Origin of the sequence: Kitasatospora sp. LaBMicrA B282 (assembly GCF_050325825.1) — a bacterium.
GTDB lineage: Bacteria > Actinomycetota > Actinomycetes > Streptomycetales > Streptomycetaceae > Kitasatospora.
In genome coordinates this window covers 12,064-25,519 of record NZ_JBNQTI010000138.1, presented here as the reverse complement: position 1 = coordinate 25,519, position 13,456 = coordinate 12,064, and the positions used below count along the sequence as shown (strand labels likewise).

The window sequence follows — 13,456 nt, the reverse complement described above, 5'->3', positions numbered from 1 at the left end:
CGCTCGGCGCGGCGGCGCTGCCGGCGGCGGCGGCGCTCGGGGTGCCGCTGGCGTCGGCCAGCAGGCCCTCGGAGAGCGCGCGGCCGGCCTTGCTGGCACTGGCGCTCGCGCTCGGGGCGGTGCTGCCGCTCGCGGCGGCGGACGGGGAGCCACTGGCGGCGGAGGGCGAGCCGGAGGCGGGGGCGCTCGGGCTGCTGCTACCGGAGGCGGCGGCGGACGGGCTGCTCGACGGGGTCGGCGTCACCGCACCGCTGGGCGCCACCGCGAGCACCGGGCGGAAGTACAGCTGGGCGGTGGTACCGACCTGCTGCGCCGCCTGCTGGCTGTTGGTGCCCTTGGGGATGTCGACGATGATGTTGTCGTTGCCCTGGGTCTGCACCTCGGCCTCGGAGACACCGAACGCGTTGACGCGCTTCTGGATGATCCCGACCGCGATGTTCATGTTGGCCTGGTTGACCGCGGCCTTGTCCTTCGAGGTGGCCGTCAGCGTGATCTCAGTCCCACCCGCGAGATCGATCCCGAGGCGAGGCGTCCTGTGGCCCGTCCCGAACATGAGGCCGACCAGGCCGACGGTCACCGCCAGGATCAGGGCCAACGCCCGTCCCGGATAACCGTCGCGAGGCCGCGACTTGGGTGTTGCCACCTTGCTCGTTTCTCCCTGTCCCATGCCGCCGGCTCAGCGTTGCCGGCCCGCACGAGGGCAGGCGGCAACGCGAGCTGCGGACAACCGTGAAGTGGTGCAGACCGTCGTCGTGCTGACTGGCTCTGCGGGTCCTACTTGGCTGCGGGCTTGCCGTCCGCCTTGTCGAGGCTGACGCTCTCGTCCTCGACGAGCTCCTCCTCGGCCGCCTCCAGGTCGAGGTCCTCGGCGTCCAGCTCGCTCGCCTCGTCCTCGGCCGGCCGGCCGTTGATGATCTCGTCGTACTCCTGCGGGTCGATCACCGCGGCGATCGCGCTCTTCGCGAAGTGGGTGACCACGCCGGGCGCGATCTCCAGCTCCACGGAGCTGTCGTTGACCGCCTTCACCTGGCCGTAGAGGCCGCCGATGGTGCGCACCGGCGAACCGGGGGCCATGGCCGACTGCATCTCCTGAGCCTGAGCCTGTCGCTTCTTCTGCGACCGGAACATCAGGAAGATCGCGGCGATCGGGAGGAGGAGAATGATGAGATTCAGCACAGCGGAAAGTCCTTACGGGCCACCCGATCGGATGGCCAGTGGCGATGGTCGGCCCGCCAGGGAAGACGGGGCGGTCCGGCGAAGTCTAGGAGACCCGCTCTGATCGGACAACGCCAAGCATCGCATCCCTGCGCCAAAGGTGGCGAGTCCCCGACACGGTCAGTCCTCGGCGGGTTGTTCCCGCCCCGGCTCCGCTCCCGGTCCGGCCCCGGGTTCCCCCGCGGATCCGGCGGCGAAGAAGTGCTGCTGCCCGGGGAGCACGCCGCGCCCGCCGCCCGCCGGCACCGGCGGGGTCAGCCCGAGGTGCTGCCAGGCCGCCGCGGTGGCGATCCGGCCGCGCGGGGTGCGGGCCAGCAGGCCCTCCCGGACCAGGAACGGCTCGGCCACCTCCTCGACCGTCTCGGACTCCTCCCCCACCGCGACCGCCAGCGTGGACAGGCCCACCGGGCCGCCGCCGAACAGCCGCAGCAGCGCGTCCAGCACCGCCCGGTCCAACCGGTCCAGACCACGCGCGTCCACCTCGTAGACCTGCAGCGCGGTGGCGGCGATCGCCTGGGTGATCCGGCCGTCGTGCTCCACCTGGGCGTAGTCGCGCACCCGGCGCAGCAGCCGGTTGGCGATGCGCGGGGTGCCGCGCGAGCGCCCGGCGATCTCGGCTGCGCCGGCCGGGTCGATCTCCACGTCCAGCAGCGCGGCCGACCGGCGGACCACCCGTTCGAGTTCGGCGGGCGCGTAGAACTCCATGTGCCCGGTGAAGCCGAAGCGGTCGCGCAGCGGCGGCGGCAGCAGACCGGCCCGGGTGGTGGCGCCGACCAGGGTGAAGGGCGGCAGCTCCAGCGGGATCGCGGTGGCGCCGGGCCCCTTGCCGACGATCACGTCGACCCGGAAGTCCTCCATCGCCATGTAGAGCATCTCCTCGGCGGGCCGCGACATCCGGTGGATCTCGTCGAGGAAGAGCACCTCGCCCTCGGTCAGCGAGGAGAGGATCGCGGCCAGGTCGCCGGCGTGCTGGATCGCCGGGCCGGAGGTGATCCGGATGGGCGCGTTCAGCTCGGCCGCGATGATCATCGACAGGGTGGTCTTGCCCAGCCCGGGCGGACCGCTGAGCAGCACGTGGTCGGGGGCGGTGCCGCGCTTGCGGGCGGCCCGCAGCACCAGCGACAGCTGCTCGCGCACCCGCTCCTGGCCGATGAACTCGTCCAGCTGCTTCGGGCGCAGCGCCGCCTCCACCGCCTGGTCCGCCTCGTCGGCGGCGGCCGCGACCAGCCGGTCAGCGGGGTCGGAGTCGTACGGGCTCATCTGGACTGGCTCCAAGTCGACAAGTTGACGAATGGTCAGGTTGACGGGTGGTCGGCGGCGCGGACGGCTAGCGGGTGCGGTTCAGCGAGCGCAGCGCCGCCTTGAGCAGCGCGCCGACATCGGTGACCGACTGCGCCTCGGCCTCCGGGGTGACCGCGACCACCGCCTCCTCGGCCTCGCGCGGCGCGTAGCCGAGACCGACCAGCGCGGCGTGCAACTGCTCGCTCCACGGCGCGGGTCGGGCGGCGACCGGCAGCTGCGCCGGCACGATGCCGGTCGGCGCGCCGAGCTTGTTCTTGTACTCCAGCAGCAACTTGGCCGCCTTGGCCTTGCCGATCCCGGGCACCTTGACCAGCGCCTTCTCGTCCCCGGTGGCCACCGCCTGGCGCAGCGCCTCCGGGCTGTGCACCGCGAGCATCGCCTGCGCCACCCGCGGCCCGACGCCGGGCGCGGCCTGCAGCACCTCGAAGGTGGCCCGCTCGTCCTCGTCCGCGAAGCCGTAGAGGGTGAGCGAGTCCTCCCGCACCACCAGCGAGGTCGCCAGCCGGGCCGGCTCCCCCAGCCGCAGCGCGGCCAGCGTGCCGGGCGTGCACTGCACGGCCATGCCGACGCCGCCGACCTCGACGACGGCGGTGGTCGGACCGAGCGCGGCCACCGGGCCCTGGACGAAGGCGATCACGGGCGGTACTCCTTGCGGGACGGACGGGCGGTGCCGGGCGGCGCGGTGCGGGCGGCCGGGGCGGTACGGGTGGCGGACGGGGTGCTGCGGGCCAGCGCCGCGGCCAGCTTGTCACCGGCGCTGCCACGCCAGATGTGACAGATCGCCAGCGCCAGCGCGTCGGCGGCATCGGCCGGCTTGGGCGGCTCGGCCAGCCGCAGCAGCCTGGTCACCATCGCGGTGACCTGCGCCTTGTCGGCCCGACCGGAGCCGGTGACGGCCGCCTTGACCTCGCTCGGAGTGTGCAGCACCACCGGCAGGCCGCGCCGGGTGGCGCAGAGCATGGCCACCGCACTGGCCTGGGCGGTGCCCATCACGGTGCTGACGTTGTGCTGCGCGAAGACCCGCTCGATCGCCACGATGTCCGGACGGTGCTCGTCCAGCCAGCGCTCCAGGCCGTCCTCGATCGCCAGCAGCCGGCGCGGGACCTCCTCCTCCGCCGGGGTGCGCACCACCCCGACCCCGAGCATGCGCAGCGGCCGGCCCGGCGCACCGTCGACCACGCCGACGCCGCACCTGGTCAGCCCCGGGTCCACGCCCAGTACCCGCACGCTCCCACCCTTCGTCCCACTGCCGGCTCAGACAGACCCTAGTACCCACCCCCGACAGCAGCCCCGCCGACACCGGCCCACCCCCGACAGCGGTCCGGCAACGACACCGGCCCGGCGGTCCGCGGGGACCACCGGGCCGGCAGTGCTGTCACGCCTGCGGCGCGCTCACGCTCACTCGGCGTCGAGCTGCGCACCCACCTCGTCGGAGATGTCGAAGTTGGCGAAGACGTTCTGCACGTCGTCGCTGTCCTCCAGGGCGTCGACCAGCTTGAGGATCTTGCGGGCGCCGTCCACGTCCAGCTCGACCTGCATGCTGGGCACGAAGTTGGCCTCGGCCGAGTCGTAGTCGAGCCCGGCCTCCACCAGCGCGGTGCGGACCGCGACCATGTCGGTGGCCTCGGAGAGCACCTCCAGCGAGTCGCCGAGGTCGTTGACCTCCTCGACGTCCAGCCCGGCCTCCAGCACGACCTCCAGGACCTTGTCCTCGTCGACCCCGTCGCTCTTCGGGACGATCACCACGCCCTTGCGGTTGAAGAGGTAGGAGACCGAACCCGGGTCGGCCATCGAGCCGCCGTTGCGGGTCATCGCCACGCGCACGTCGGAGGCGGCGCGGTTGCGGTTGTCGGTGAGGCACTCGATCAGCACGGCGACGCCGTTCGGGCCGTAGCCCTCGTACATGATGGTCTGGTAGTCGGCGCCGCCGGCCTCCAGACCGCCACCGCGCTTGACGGCGCGGTTGATGTTGTCGATCGGGACCGAGCTCTTCTTGGCCTTCTGGATGGCGTCGTAGAGCGTCGGGTTGCCGGCCGGGTCGGGACCGCCGGTCTTCGCCGCCACCTCGATGTTCTTGATCATCTTGGCGAAGAGCTTGCCGCGCTTGGCGTCGATCACGGCCTTCTTGTGCTTGGTGGTAGCCCACTTAGAGTGGCCGGACATCACCAGCTCCTTTACGTCGCCAAAGGGAATTGAAACAACGGAGATCTTACCGGTGTCCGGCTGGGACACCTGGCACCGGTCAGGCGCCGGAAACTTCGCGCGCCTGCTCGACCATCCGCACGAACAGCTCGTGCACCCGGTGGTCACCGGTGAGCTCCGGGTGGAAGGAGGTGGCCAGCAGGTTCCCCTGTCGCACCGCCACGATCCGGCTCTCCGCCCCGTCGGCGGCCGGCAGCTCGGCCAGCACCTCGACGCCGGCGCCCACCGACTCGACCCACGGGGCCCGGATGAAGACGCCGTGCACCGGCGAGCCCTCGAAGCCCTTGAACGCGACGGCCGACTCGAAGGACTCGTTCTGCCGACCGAAGGCGTTGCGGCGGACCGTCATGTCTATGCCGCCGATGGTCTGCTGGTCGTCCCGACCGTCCAGGATCTTGTCGGCGAGCATGATCATGCCGGCGCAGGAGCCGTAGACCGGCATCCCGGCGGCCACCCGCTCGCGCAGCGGCGCCATCAGCCCGAAGGCCAGCGCCAGGTTGGACATGGTGGTGGACTCGCCGCCGGGGATCACCAGGGCGTCCACCTCGGCCAGTTCCTCGGCCCGGCGCACCGGGCGGGCCAGGGCGTCGGCCTCGGCGAGGGCGATCTGGTGCTCGCGGACGTCACCCTGCAGGGCGAGGACGCCGATCACGGGGGCGCTGGTGGGCACTGATTTCTACCTTTACCTAGAAGAAGCTGGCCGCCGGGGGGCGGAAGCAGGGCGGCCCGCCGCGCCTGGACTGCGCGCGGCGGGCCGACGGAGCGCGGAGGACCGGGACTACCAGCCGCGGTTGGCGTAGCGCTCGGTCTCGGGCAGGGTGTCGCAGTTGATGCCGACCATGGCCTCGCCGAGGCCGCGGGAGACGTCCGCGATCACCTTCGGGTCGTCGAAGAAGGTGGTGGCCTTCACCACGGCGGCGGCACGCTTGGCCGGGTCGCCCGACTTGAAGATGCCGGAGCCGACGAACACGCCCTCGGCGCCCAGCTGCATCATCAGCGCGGCGTCGGCCGGGGTGGCCACGCCACCGGCGGAGAACAGCACGACCGGGAGCTTGCCCAGCTGCGCGACCTCCTTGACCAGCTCGTAGGGGGCCTGCAGGTTCTTGGCCGCGACGTAGAGCTCGTTCTCGTCCAGGGTGGTCAGGCGGCGGATGTCGGCGTTGATCTGGCGCATGTGGCGCACCGCCTCGACCACGTTGCCGGTGCCGGCCTCGCCCTTGGAGCGGATCATGGCCGCACCCTCGGCGATCCGGCGCAGCGCCTCACCGAGGTTGGTGGCACCGCAGACGAAGGGGGTGGTGAACGCCCACTTGTCCGAGTGGTTGACCTCGTCGGCCGGGGTGAGCACCTCGGACTCGTCGATGTAGTCGACACCGAGCGCCTGGAGCACCTGGGCCTCGACGAAGTGACCGATCCGGGACTTCGCCATGACCGGGATCGAGACCGCGTTGATGATGCCCTCGATCATGTCCGGGTCGGACATCCGGGCCACCCCGCCGTCCTTGCGGATGTCGGCGGGGACGCGCTCGAGCGCCATGACGGCGACCGCACCCGCATCCTCGGCGATCTTGGCCTGCTCGGCGTTGACCACGTCCATGATCACACCGCCCTTGAGCTGCTCGGCCATGCCGCGCTTGACCCGGGCGGTACCGATCTGCGGCTGGTCGGCGGAAGCGGGAGTGCTGGTGGACACGTGAGACCTCACTCGAAGACGAACCGGTGTGCTATCGCCCTATGGTAGGCCGTTCGGGTACCGGATCGATTCGCCACCAAGTCCAGCCGCGGGAAATCTCTCCGCCAAACAGGCCGTAACCAGCAGGCACGGACTCCGGTACCGTACCCGGCCGGCCCCCGCCACCGGGAACCCGGCCGCGGTCCGCCGGCGCTCCGCTACGCCGGCGCGCCCTGCGGGACCAGCGCCGCCGGCGGCTCGTCGTCCATCTCGAAGGCCATCGGGAACGGCGCCCGCCCGGCCAACCGGAAGTAGCGCACGAGCCGGTGCGTGCGCACCGCGCGCACCGAACGCACCGCGTCGTTGTGGAACCGCCGGGCCATCGGCACCCGGCGCACCGCCGAGGTCAGATCGCGCAACGCCTCCTCGCCACCGGGCGCCGCCCGCAGCTCCGCGACCTGCTCCGACTCGGCGAAGACCGCCCGCAGCGCCTGGCTGAGCTCGCTCTCCGCCACCTCGCGGTGCTCCTCGTCCGCCTGCCGGGCCGCGTGCGAGGCCTCGTACAGCACGATCGAGGTGGCCGGGTCGAGCAGCGTGGAGGTGGCCAGCTCCTGCGCCACCGAGGCGCGGCGCAGCAACTGCGCGTCCAGGGCGGCCCGGGCGGTGTCGAGCCGCGCGTGCAGCCGGTCCAGCCGGCCCGCCGTCCAGCTCAGGTAGACCGCGAAGAGCACCACCGCCACCGCGGCCCAGATCCAGGTAGTCACGAGGCGCAACGGTACCGGCCGGTGGCGGGTGGTTTAGGCCATGCGGTACGACGCGCCGCCGGGCAGGGCGGCGGCCGACCCGGACGTGAGCGGACTCACGCACCCGCCCCGCGGTCCGGACCCCGAGCCGAACCGCTCGGCCCGGGCCCAACCGCTCGGTCCCGGGCCCGACCGCTCAGTCCCGGGCCAGCCCGAGCTTCTCCCGCCAACCGCTGCGCCCGTCCTCGCGCACCTTGGGCCCGCCGACGGTGCCGCCCGTCCCGTCGGTGACCGTCTCGTAGACCGCCAGGATGTCCGCGCCCACCGTCTCCCAGTCGAACCGCCGCACGTGCTCGGCCGCCGCGGTGCGCAGCTCGGCCAGCCGCACCGGGTCGCTCAGCAGCCGCACCGCGGCCTCGGCCAGCGCCGCCGGGTCCTCGACCGCGAACAGCTCGCCGGCCCGCCCCTCGTCCAGCACCTGGGCGAACGCGTCCAGATCGCTGGCCAGCACCGGCGCGGACGCCGACATCGCCTCCACCAGGATGATCCCGAAGCTCTCGCCGCCGGTGTTGGGCGCCACGTAGAGGTCGACGCTGCGCAGCAGCCGCGCCTTGTCCTCGTCGCTGACCATGCCCAGGAACTCGATCCGCTCGCGCACCTCGGGCGCCAGCTGGGCCACCGCCTCCTCCTGGTCACCCTTTCCCGCGACCAGCAGCCGCACCCCCGGGCGGGCCGCCAGGATCGCCGGCAGCGCGGCCAGCAGGGTGGGCAGGCCCTTGCGCGGCTCGTTGATCCGCCCGATGAAGCCGATGGTGCCGCCGGTCCAGCGCGGGTCCGCCTCGGCCTCGGCGAAGAACTTCACGTCGACCCCGTTGGGGATCACCACCGCGTCCCCGCCCAGGTGCTCGACCAGGGTGCGCCGAGCGTACTCGCTGACCGCGATCCGGGCGTTGATCTTCTCCAGCGCCGGCTGCAGGATCGGCGAGGCGGCGATCATCGCCCGCGAGCGCGGGTTGGAGGTGTGGAAGGTGGCCACCATCGGGCCGGTGGCCGCCCAGGCGGCGAGCATCGACAGGCTCGGCGAGGCCGGCTCGTGCACGTGCAGGATGTCGAACTCGCCGTCCCGCAGCCAGCGCCGGACCCGGGTGGCGGAGATGATCCCGAAGCTCAGCCGGGCCACCGACCCGTTGTAGGGGACGGCCACCGCCCGGCCGGCCGAGACCACGTAGGGGGGCAGCGCGGACTCGTCGTCGGCGGGCGCCAGCACCGAGACCTTGTGACCGAGGCCGATCAGGTGCTCGGCCAGGTCCCGGATGTGGAACTGCACACCACCGGGGACGTCCCAGTCGTAGGGGCAGACGATGCCGATCTTCATGCCGCACCCCCGCCGGCGCCGGCGGCCGGAGCAGTCGGCTCAGCCGGGTCCGCGGGCGCCACGGGCGCGGACGACCCCGCGGCTTCGGTCGGCCCGCCCGGGGCCGCCGCCGGCAGGTCCGCCAGCCAGAAGCGCTGCAGCATGTGCCAGTCCTGCGGGTGCTCCGCGATGTCCGCCGCCCAGATGTCCGCCATCGACTGGGTCATCGCCGCCTTGGCCTCCTGCCGGCCCAGCCCCTGCGGCACCGCGACCGGCGGGTGGATCCGCGCGCCCATCACCGGCCCGTCGTACCAGAGCGAGACCGGCAGCAGCGCCGCCCCGGTCTGCTGGGCCAGCGCCGCCGGACCGGCCGGCATCCGGGTGGTCTCGCCGAAGAACTGCACCGGCAGCCCGGCCGCCGACAGGTCCCGGTCCCCCACCAGGCAGATCAGCTTGCCCGCGCGCAGCCGCCGGGCCAGCGTGCCGAAGACCGAGACGTCGCTGCCGGTCAGCGCCAGCACCTCCATCCCCAGGCCCTCGCGGTAGGCCACGAAGCGGTCGAAGAGCGACTCCGGCTTCAGCCGCTCGGCGACGGTGGTGAAGGTGAACCCCAGGTGGCGCACCACCCAGGCCCCGGCCAGGTCCCAGTTGCCCATGTGCGGCAGCGCGATGACCGCGCCCTTCCCGGCGTCCATTGCGGCCACCAGGTGCTCGATGCCCTCGACCCGGATCCGGTCGGCGATCATGCGGTCGTTCCAGACCGGCAGCCGGAAGGACTCCATCCAGTACCGCAGGTAGGAGCGCATCCCGGCGCGGGAGAGCTCGCGCAGCTCGGCCGGCGAGGCCTGCGGCCGCACCCGGGCCAGGTTCTTCTCCAGCTGGCGCACCCCGCGCCCCTGCCGCCGCCAGGTGCTGTCGGCCACTTGGTCGCCCAGCCGCCGCACCACCGGCTCCGGCAGCAGCTTCAGCACCGCCCAGCCGGCGGCGTACCCGGAATCGACCAGCCTGTCGCGCATCACGCCGCCCCTCAGTTCTCCCGGCCGGCGGCCGCCGAGGCCGCCGCAGCCGCCTCGAAGGCCTCCCGGCGCACGGTCAGCATCCGCTGCAGCACGGTGACCAGGCTGCCGGCCGCGACCGCCCACAGCGCCACCGGCAGCAGCCACTCCACGTACGGCACCCCGAAGGTGTGCAGGCCCGCCACCCCGGCCGCGACCAGGCTGATCACCAGCCGCTCGGCCCGCTCGACCAGGCCGGACACGTCGCAGGGCAGCCCCAGGCTCTCCGCCCGCGCCTTGGTGTACGACACCACCTGGCCGCTGGCCAGGCAGAACATCGACACCGCGCAGAGCAGGTCGTTGTCGCCGCGCCCCGCGTACCAGAGCGCCAGACCGCCGAAGATCGCCGCATCGGCCACCCGGTCCAGGGTGGAGTCCAGGAACGCACCCCACTTGCTGGAGCTGCCCGCCTGCCGGGCCATGTTCCCGTCCACCAGGTCCGAGAAGATGAACAGGGTGATGGTGATCGTTCCCCAGAAGAACTCACCGCGCGGGAAGAAGACCAGGGCACCGGCCACCGAGCCGGCCGTCCCGACCAGCGTCACCGCGTCCGGGCTCACCCCCCAGCGCAACAGCAGGGCGGCGAACGGGGTCAGGACACGTGTGAAGAAGGCACGCGCGTATTTGTTGAGCATGGCCTTCTGGACCGCTCCGATCTCGTCTCCGGGGAAGTCACCGGCGGCCAGCAGCGGCGGCAGCGCCGGGCGGCCGAGTGGATCAGCCCACCCGGCGTGACCCATGGTATCCACGCACGCCGGCCTGCCTTCAGCCGCGCCCGCCACCCGGCACCCGATCGGCGGGCGACCCCGGTCAGCCCCGGCCCGGCAGCGCGCAGGCCGCGGTGCCGCCGGGCAGCCGGTGCCGGTTGCGGGCCACCCACCGGTAGGCCACCGCGGCCACCGGCAACACCACCGGCAGCCGGAGCACCGCCCCGAGATAGGCCCAAGCGTTCCCCGAGCGCAGCAGCAGCTTCGCCACCGCCTCGGCACCGCCGAACACCTCCCCCGGCGGCGTGACCCAGAGCACCTCGCGCAACGCGCGCTCCTCGGTCACCCCCAGCGCCGCGAGGTCGGCCGACTGCAGCGGCACCGCGCTCCAGCCGCCGGACGCCAGGGTCTGCCGCAGGTAGCGCTCGGCCAGCCGGACGCAGGAGGAGCAGAACGCGCAGTCCGCGTCGTAGACCAGTACCGGATCGGCACCCCGGATCAGGGCTTCCTCAGTCACCATGAACCGATCCTGCACCATCCGGATCGAACGGCCCGCATCGGGGGAAGATTCGTGGGAAGACCGCACCGCTGCGTACCGGTGACGGTTCTTCAGCGATCGGCAACAGGACCGGTCAACGGCACGATAACCTGCCGCTGACAGGGAGGGAGGGGAGGCCGCAGCCATGGCGAAGCTCGACATGACCCCCGGGGCGCAGATACCCCGCACCGATGCCGGCCCGCAGACCGCGGTCACCCAGGCACTCGCGTCCGTCGCCTACCGCGACGGCGAGCTGAGGGCCTTCGTGGACGCCGTGCAGCCGGGCGTCGAGGGCAAGAAGGGCCGCTTCCAGCTGATGCGCCCCAACCTCGGCGAGGCGTACAGCAAGGCCGTGATCACCCGCACCCTGGGCGCGGGCCGCAAGCCGATCGTGCCCTCCTTCGGCACCGAACCGCGGATGGTGGTCGAACACTGCCTGGCCGCCGAGGCCCTGCGCGACGAACGCGACCGGCGCCTGATGCTGATCACGCTGCTCACCGGCGTGCTCTTCCTGCCCGGCACGCTGATCTGGCTCGGCGTCTTCCGGCTGCGGCTCTGGCTGGCCGGCTCCGACTCCCGCCGCGAGGGCATGTACGGCCCGCTGCTGCTCGTCCTGGTGCTGGCCCTGGCCGGCTTCCTGGCCTGGCGCCCGGGGGTCGGCGGGGTGCTCGGCATCTACCTGCGGGTGGTCCTGCTGATGCCGGTGCTCGGCTGGTTCCTGGCCAAGCGGGTCTGCCTCCGGTTCGTCAAGGACATGCGCGAGCGCTGGACCGACGTGATCGACGGCGGCGCGGTCGCCGTGGTCCCGCAGGCCGTGCCCCGCCACGACCAGGACAAGCGGGCCGCCGCGCTGAAGACCTCGCTCACCGAGCTCTCCCTGGAGCAGGACACCAACGTCCTGCACTACGCCGGGGTCAACGGCATACTCGGCCTCGGCAAGCGCTGGGGCTCCTGGGAGATGGTGGAGGACCTGCAGCCCGCCGAGGGCCACGAGGAGTTCCGCTCCTTCCACGCCTGGGACCTGGTGAAGAAGATCACCGACCGGCTGGACGCCACCCTCGGGCGCAGCGGCGTCGGCAACGGCGCGGTGCCCGGCTCCTCGGTCGAGCAGTGGGTGATCAGCGAGGTCGGGGCCGCCGCCGACGAGATCGGCCGTCCCAGCGGACCCGACATGGACGGCCCGCGGATGCGCGACCACGCCGTGGTCAGCATCGCCAACCGCCAGGGCTTCGGCCTGGACGGCCCGCGGCACTACCTGGGCACCCAGTTCGTGCTCAACAAGGGCCGGCTGGTGGTGAGCGTGCTCGTCACCGTGACCGTGCTGAGCAACACCCTGCGGGTCTCGGTCAACGGCCACACCCTCGGCCCGGTGCCCGGCGTCTTCCACGACAAGCCCAAGCCCAAGGAGAAGACCGAGCCGAAGACCGGGAAGTTCTGGGAGGAGCAGACCATCACGTTGCCGCTGATCGACAACGACGAGGTGGTCCGGCAGGCGCTGCGCGCCCCCTTCCGGCGCTCGCCCGGCCTGCTCGCCTGGCTCGGCGGCACCATGAAGCTGCCGGAGCCGTTCGGCCTGCGCACCGCCTGGGCCACCGCGCCCTGGGGCAGCCGCTTCATGGCCGACGACTCGATCCGGATCGCCTCGCCGGTGGTCAGTGCGGTGCAGACGGCCACCCTGGAGTTCCTCGCCGACCACGACGTGAACATCGACCGGTTCACCACCAGGACGCTGATCCTCAAGTCCGAGCTGCAGGGCGTGCGCCCGTTCCGGGCGGACGCCTACGACGCCGGCTGAGGCGTGGGCCGAGAAGGAAGGGGCGGGGGGGGGGGGGGGGGGGGGGGGGGGGGGGGGGGGGGGGGGGGGGGGGGTGGGGGGGGGGGGGTGGGGGGGGGGAGGGGGGGGGGGGGGGGGGGGGGGGGGGGGGGGGGGGGGGGGGGGGGGGGGGGGGGGGGGGAGGGGGGAGGGGGAGAGGGTCCAAACCCCCCCCCCCTCCTTCTCCCCTCTTTCCCCCGCCCCCTTGCTGTGAGCCGCGCGGCTCCGCGGCTCAGGCCTGCGGCCAGGCCTCGGCGAGCATCTTGCGGGTGTCGGCCAGCAGTTGCGGCAGCACCTTGGTGTGGCCCACCACCGGCATGAAGTTGGTGTCCCCGCCCCAGCGCGGCACCACGTGCTGGTGCAGGTGCGCCGCGATCCCGGCGCCGGCCGCCCCGCCCTGGTTCATCCCGATGTTGAACCCGTGCGCCCCCGAGGCGGCGCGCAGCGCGGTCATCGCCTGCTTGGTGAGCAGCGCGAGTTCGACGGTCTCCTCGTCGGTCAGCTCGGTGTAGTCGGCCACGTGCCGGTACGGGACCACCATCAGGTGGCCGCCGTTGTAGGGGTAGAGGTTGAGCACCGCGAAGACGTGCGTGCCACGGGTGATGATCAGCCCGTCCTCGTCGCTGAGCGTCGGGATCGAGCAGAACGGACACCCGTCGTCGGGGGCCGGGCCGGTGGGCTTGTTCTCCCCCTGGATATAGGCCATCCGATGGGGCGTCCACAGGCGCCGGAAGCCGTCCGGCTCGCCGACCCCCTGCTGCAGTTCGGGCTCACTCGTCATGCTGATCAGCATATTCGGCCGGGCCGGTCGGCAAACCGGCGCGGGGCGGACTCCCAGGAAAGGAGTCCGCCCCG

14 protein-coding genes and 1 pseudogene are annotated in these 13,456 nt (G+C 72.8%); 1 reads left to right on the top strand and 14 read right to left on the bottom strand.

The genetic code is table 11. The annotated features are described in order from the left end of the window. From ACQRUO_RS29470 to ACQRUO_RS29410, 13 genes and pseudogenes are all read right to left on the bottom strand, one after another. Positions 1-595 (bottom strand): annotated as a pseudogene (locus ACQRUO_RS29470) (protein translocase subunit SecD); the annotation flags it as partial. 179 nt (positions 596-774) lie between these two features. Next, a complete protein-coding gene (gene yajC, locus ACQRUO_RS29465; RefSeq protein WP_428319143.1) occupies positions 775-1,176 on the bottom strand; it encodes a preprotein translocase subunit YajC in 402 nt (133 codons plus the stop codon). A gap of 159 nt (positions 1,177-1,335) precedes the next feature. Next, positions 1,336-2,475: a Holliday junction branch migration DNA helicase RuvB gene (gene ruvB / locus ACQRUO_RS29460; RefSeq protein WP_428319142.1), complete on the bottom strand. Its 1,140-nt coding sequence runs from the start codon at positions 2,473-2,475 to the stop codon at positions 1,336-1,338. 67 nt (positions 2,476-2,542) lie between these two features. Beyond that, the gene (ruvA, locus tag ACQRUO_RS29455; protein ID WP_428319141.1) at positions 2,543-3,154 is read right to left on the bottom strand and encodes a Holliday junction branch migration protein RuvA; all 612 of its coding nucleotides are present in this window, start codon (positions 3,152-3,154) and stop codon (positions 2,543-2,545) included. After that, positions 3,151-3,744: a crossover junction endodeoxyribonuclease RuvC gene (gene ruvC / locus ACQRUO_RS29450; RefSeq protein ID WP_428319140.1), complete on the bottom strand. Its 594-nt coding sequence runs from the start codon at positions 3,742-3,744 to the stop codon at positions 3,151-3,153. Before ruvC ends, ruvA begins: the two co-directional genes overlap by 4 nt. 171 nt (positions 3,745-3,915) lie before the next feature. Next, positions 3,916-4,680 carry a YebC/PmpR family DNA-binding transcriptional regulator gene (locus ACQRUO_RS29445; RefSeq protein ID WP_428319139.1) on the bottom strand — a complete coding sequence of 255 codons (765 nt, stop codon included), beginning with the start codon at positions 4,678-4,680 and terminating at the stop codon, positions 3,916-3,918. 79 nt (positions 4,681-4,759) lie between these two features. Next, positions 4,760-5,389 (bottom strand): pyridoxal 5'-phosphate synthase glutaminase subunit PdxT, encoded by a 630-nt coding sequence (gene pdxT, locus ACQRUO_RS29440; protein WP_428319138.1) that lies wholly within the window; start codon positions 5,387-5,389, stop codon positions 4,760-4,762. Between the two features lie 108 nt (positions 5,390-5,497). Next, on the bottom strand, positions 5,498-6,412 hold the full coding sequence (gene pdxS / locus ACQRUO_RS29435) for a pyridoxal 5'-phosphate synthase lyase subunit PdxS (RefSeq protein ID WP_428319137.1): 915 nt from the start codon (positions 6,410-6,412) through the stop codon (positions 5,498-5,500). Between the two features lie 197 nt (positions 6,413-6,609). After that, positions 6,610-7,155: a hypothetical protein gene (locus ACQRUO_RS29430; RefSeq protein WP_428319136.1), complete on the bottom strand. Its 546-nt coding sequence runs from the start codon at positions 7,153-7,155 to the stop codon at positions 6,610-6,612. Positions 7,156-7,330: 175 nt separating this feature from the next. After that, the gene (locus tag ACQRUO_RS29425) at positions 7,331-8,509 is read right to left on the bottom strand and encodes a glycosyltransferase family 4 protein (protein ID WP_428319135.1); all 1,179 of its coding nucleotides are present in this window, start codon (positions 8,507-8,509) and stop codon (positions 7,331-7,333) included. After that, positions 8,506-9,504: a phosphatidylinositol mannoside acyltransferase gene (locus ACQRUO_RS29420; protein WP_428319134.1), complete on the bottom strand. Its 999-nt coding sequence runs from the start codon at positions 9,502-9,504 to the stop codon at positions 8,506-8,508. Before ACQRUO_RS29420 ends, ACQRUO_RS29425 begins: the two co-directional genes overlap by 4 nt. An 11-nt stretch (positions 9,505-9,515) precedes the next feature. Continuing rightward, entirely contained in the window at positions 9,516-10,178 is a 663-nt protein-coding gene (pgsA, locus tag ACQRUO_RS29415; RefSeq protein ID WP_428319145.1) for a phosphatidylinositol phosphate synthase, read from the bottom strand. A gap of 175 nt (positions 10,179-10,353) precedes the next feature. Next, positions 10,354-10,770: a thiol-disulfide oxidoreductase DCC family protein gene (locus ACQRUO_RS29410; protein WP_428319133.1), complete on the bottom strand. Its 417-nt coding sequence runs from the start codon at positions 10,768-10,770 to the stop codon at positions 10,354-10,356. 163 nt (positions 10,771-10,933) lie between these two features. On the opposite strand from ACQRUO_RS29410, the gene ACQRUO_RS29405 reads away from it, so the two are divergent. Then, the gene (locus ACQRUO_RS29405; protein ID WP_428319132.1) at positions 10,934-12,583 is read left to right on the top strand and encodes a hypothetical protein; all 1,650 of its coding nucleotides are present in this window, start codon (positions 10,934-10,936) and stop codon (positions 12,581-12,583) included. 250 nt (positions 12,584-12,833) lie between these two features. Here the strand turns inward: ACQRUO_RS29405 and ACQRUO_RS29400 are convergent, their stop codons facing one another. Next, positions 12,834-13,394 carry an HIT family protein gene (locus ACQRUO_RS29400; RefSeq protein WP_428319131.1) on the bottom strand — a complete coding sequence of 187 codons (561 nt, stop codon included), beginning with the start codon at positions 13,392-13,394 and terminating at the stop codon, positions 12,834-12,836. Positions 13,395-13,456 lie beyond the last annotated feature (62 nt).

What these genes read in the sequence shown, in the direction of transcription:
- ACQRUO_RS29425 (WP_428319135.1), bottom strand. Translation starts at nt 8,509, where the DNA reads ATGAAGATCGGCATCGTCTGCCCCTACGACTGGGACGTCCCCGGTGGT.
- ACQRUO_RS29400 (WP_428319131.1), bottom strand. Translation starts at nt 13,394, where the DNA reads ATGCTGATCAGCATGACGAGTGAGCCCGAACTGCAGCAGGGGGTCGGC.
- ACQRUO_RS29405 (WP_428319132.1), top strand. Translation starts at nt 10,934, where the DNA reads ATGGCGAAGCTCGACATGACCCCCGGGGCGCAGATACCCCGCACCGAT.
- pgsA (WP_428319145.1), bottom strand. Translation starts at nt 10,178, where the DNA reads ATGCTCAACAAATACGCGCGTGCCTTCTTCACACGTGTCCTGACCCCG.
- ACQRUO_RS29410 (WP_428319133.1), bottom strand. Translation starts at nt 10,770, where the DNA reads ATGGTGACTGAGGAAGCCCTGATCCGGGGTGCCGATCCGGTACTGGTC.
- ACQRUO_RS29445 (WP_428319139.1), bottom strand. Translation starts at nt 4,680, where the DNA reads ATGTCCGGCCACTCTAAGTGGGCTACCACCAAGCACAAGAAGGCCGTG.
- ACQRUO_RS29420 (WP_428319134.1), bottom strand. Translation starts at nt 9,504, where the DNA reads ATGCGCGACAGGCTGGTCGATTCCGGGTACGCCGCCGGCTGGGCGGTG.
- ruvB (WP_428319142.1), bottom strand. Translation starts at nt 2,475, where the DNA reads ATGAGCCCGTACGACTCCGACCCCGCTGACCGGCTGGTCGCGGCCGCC.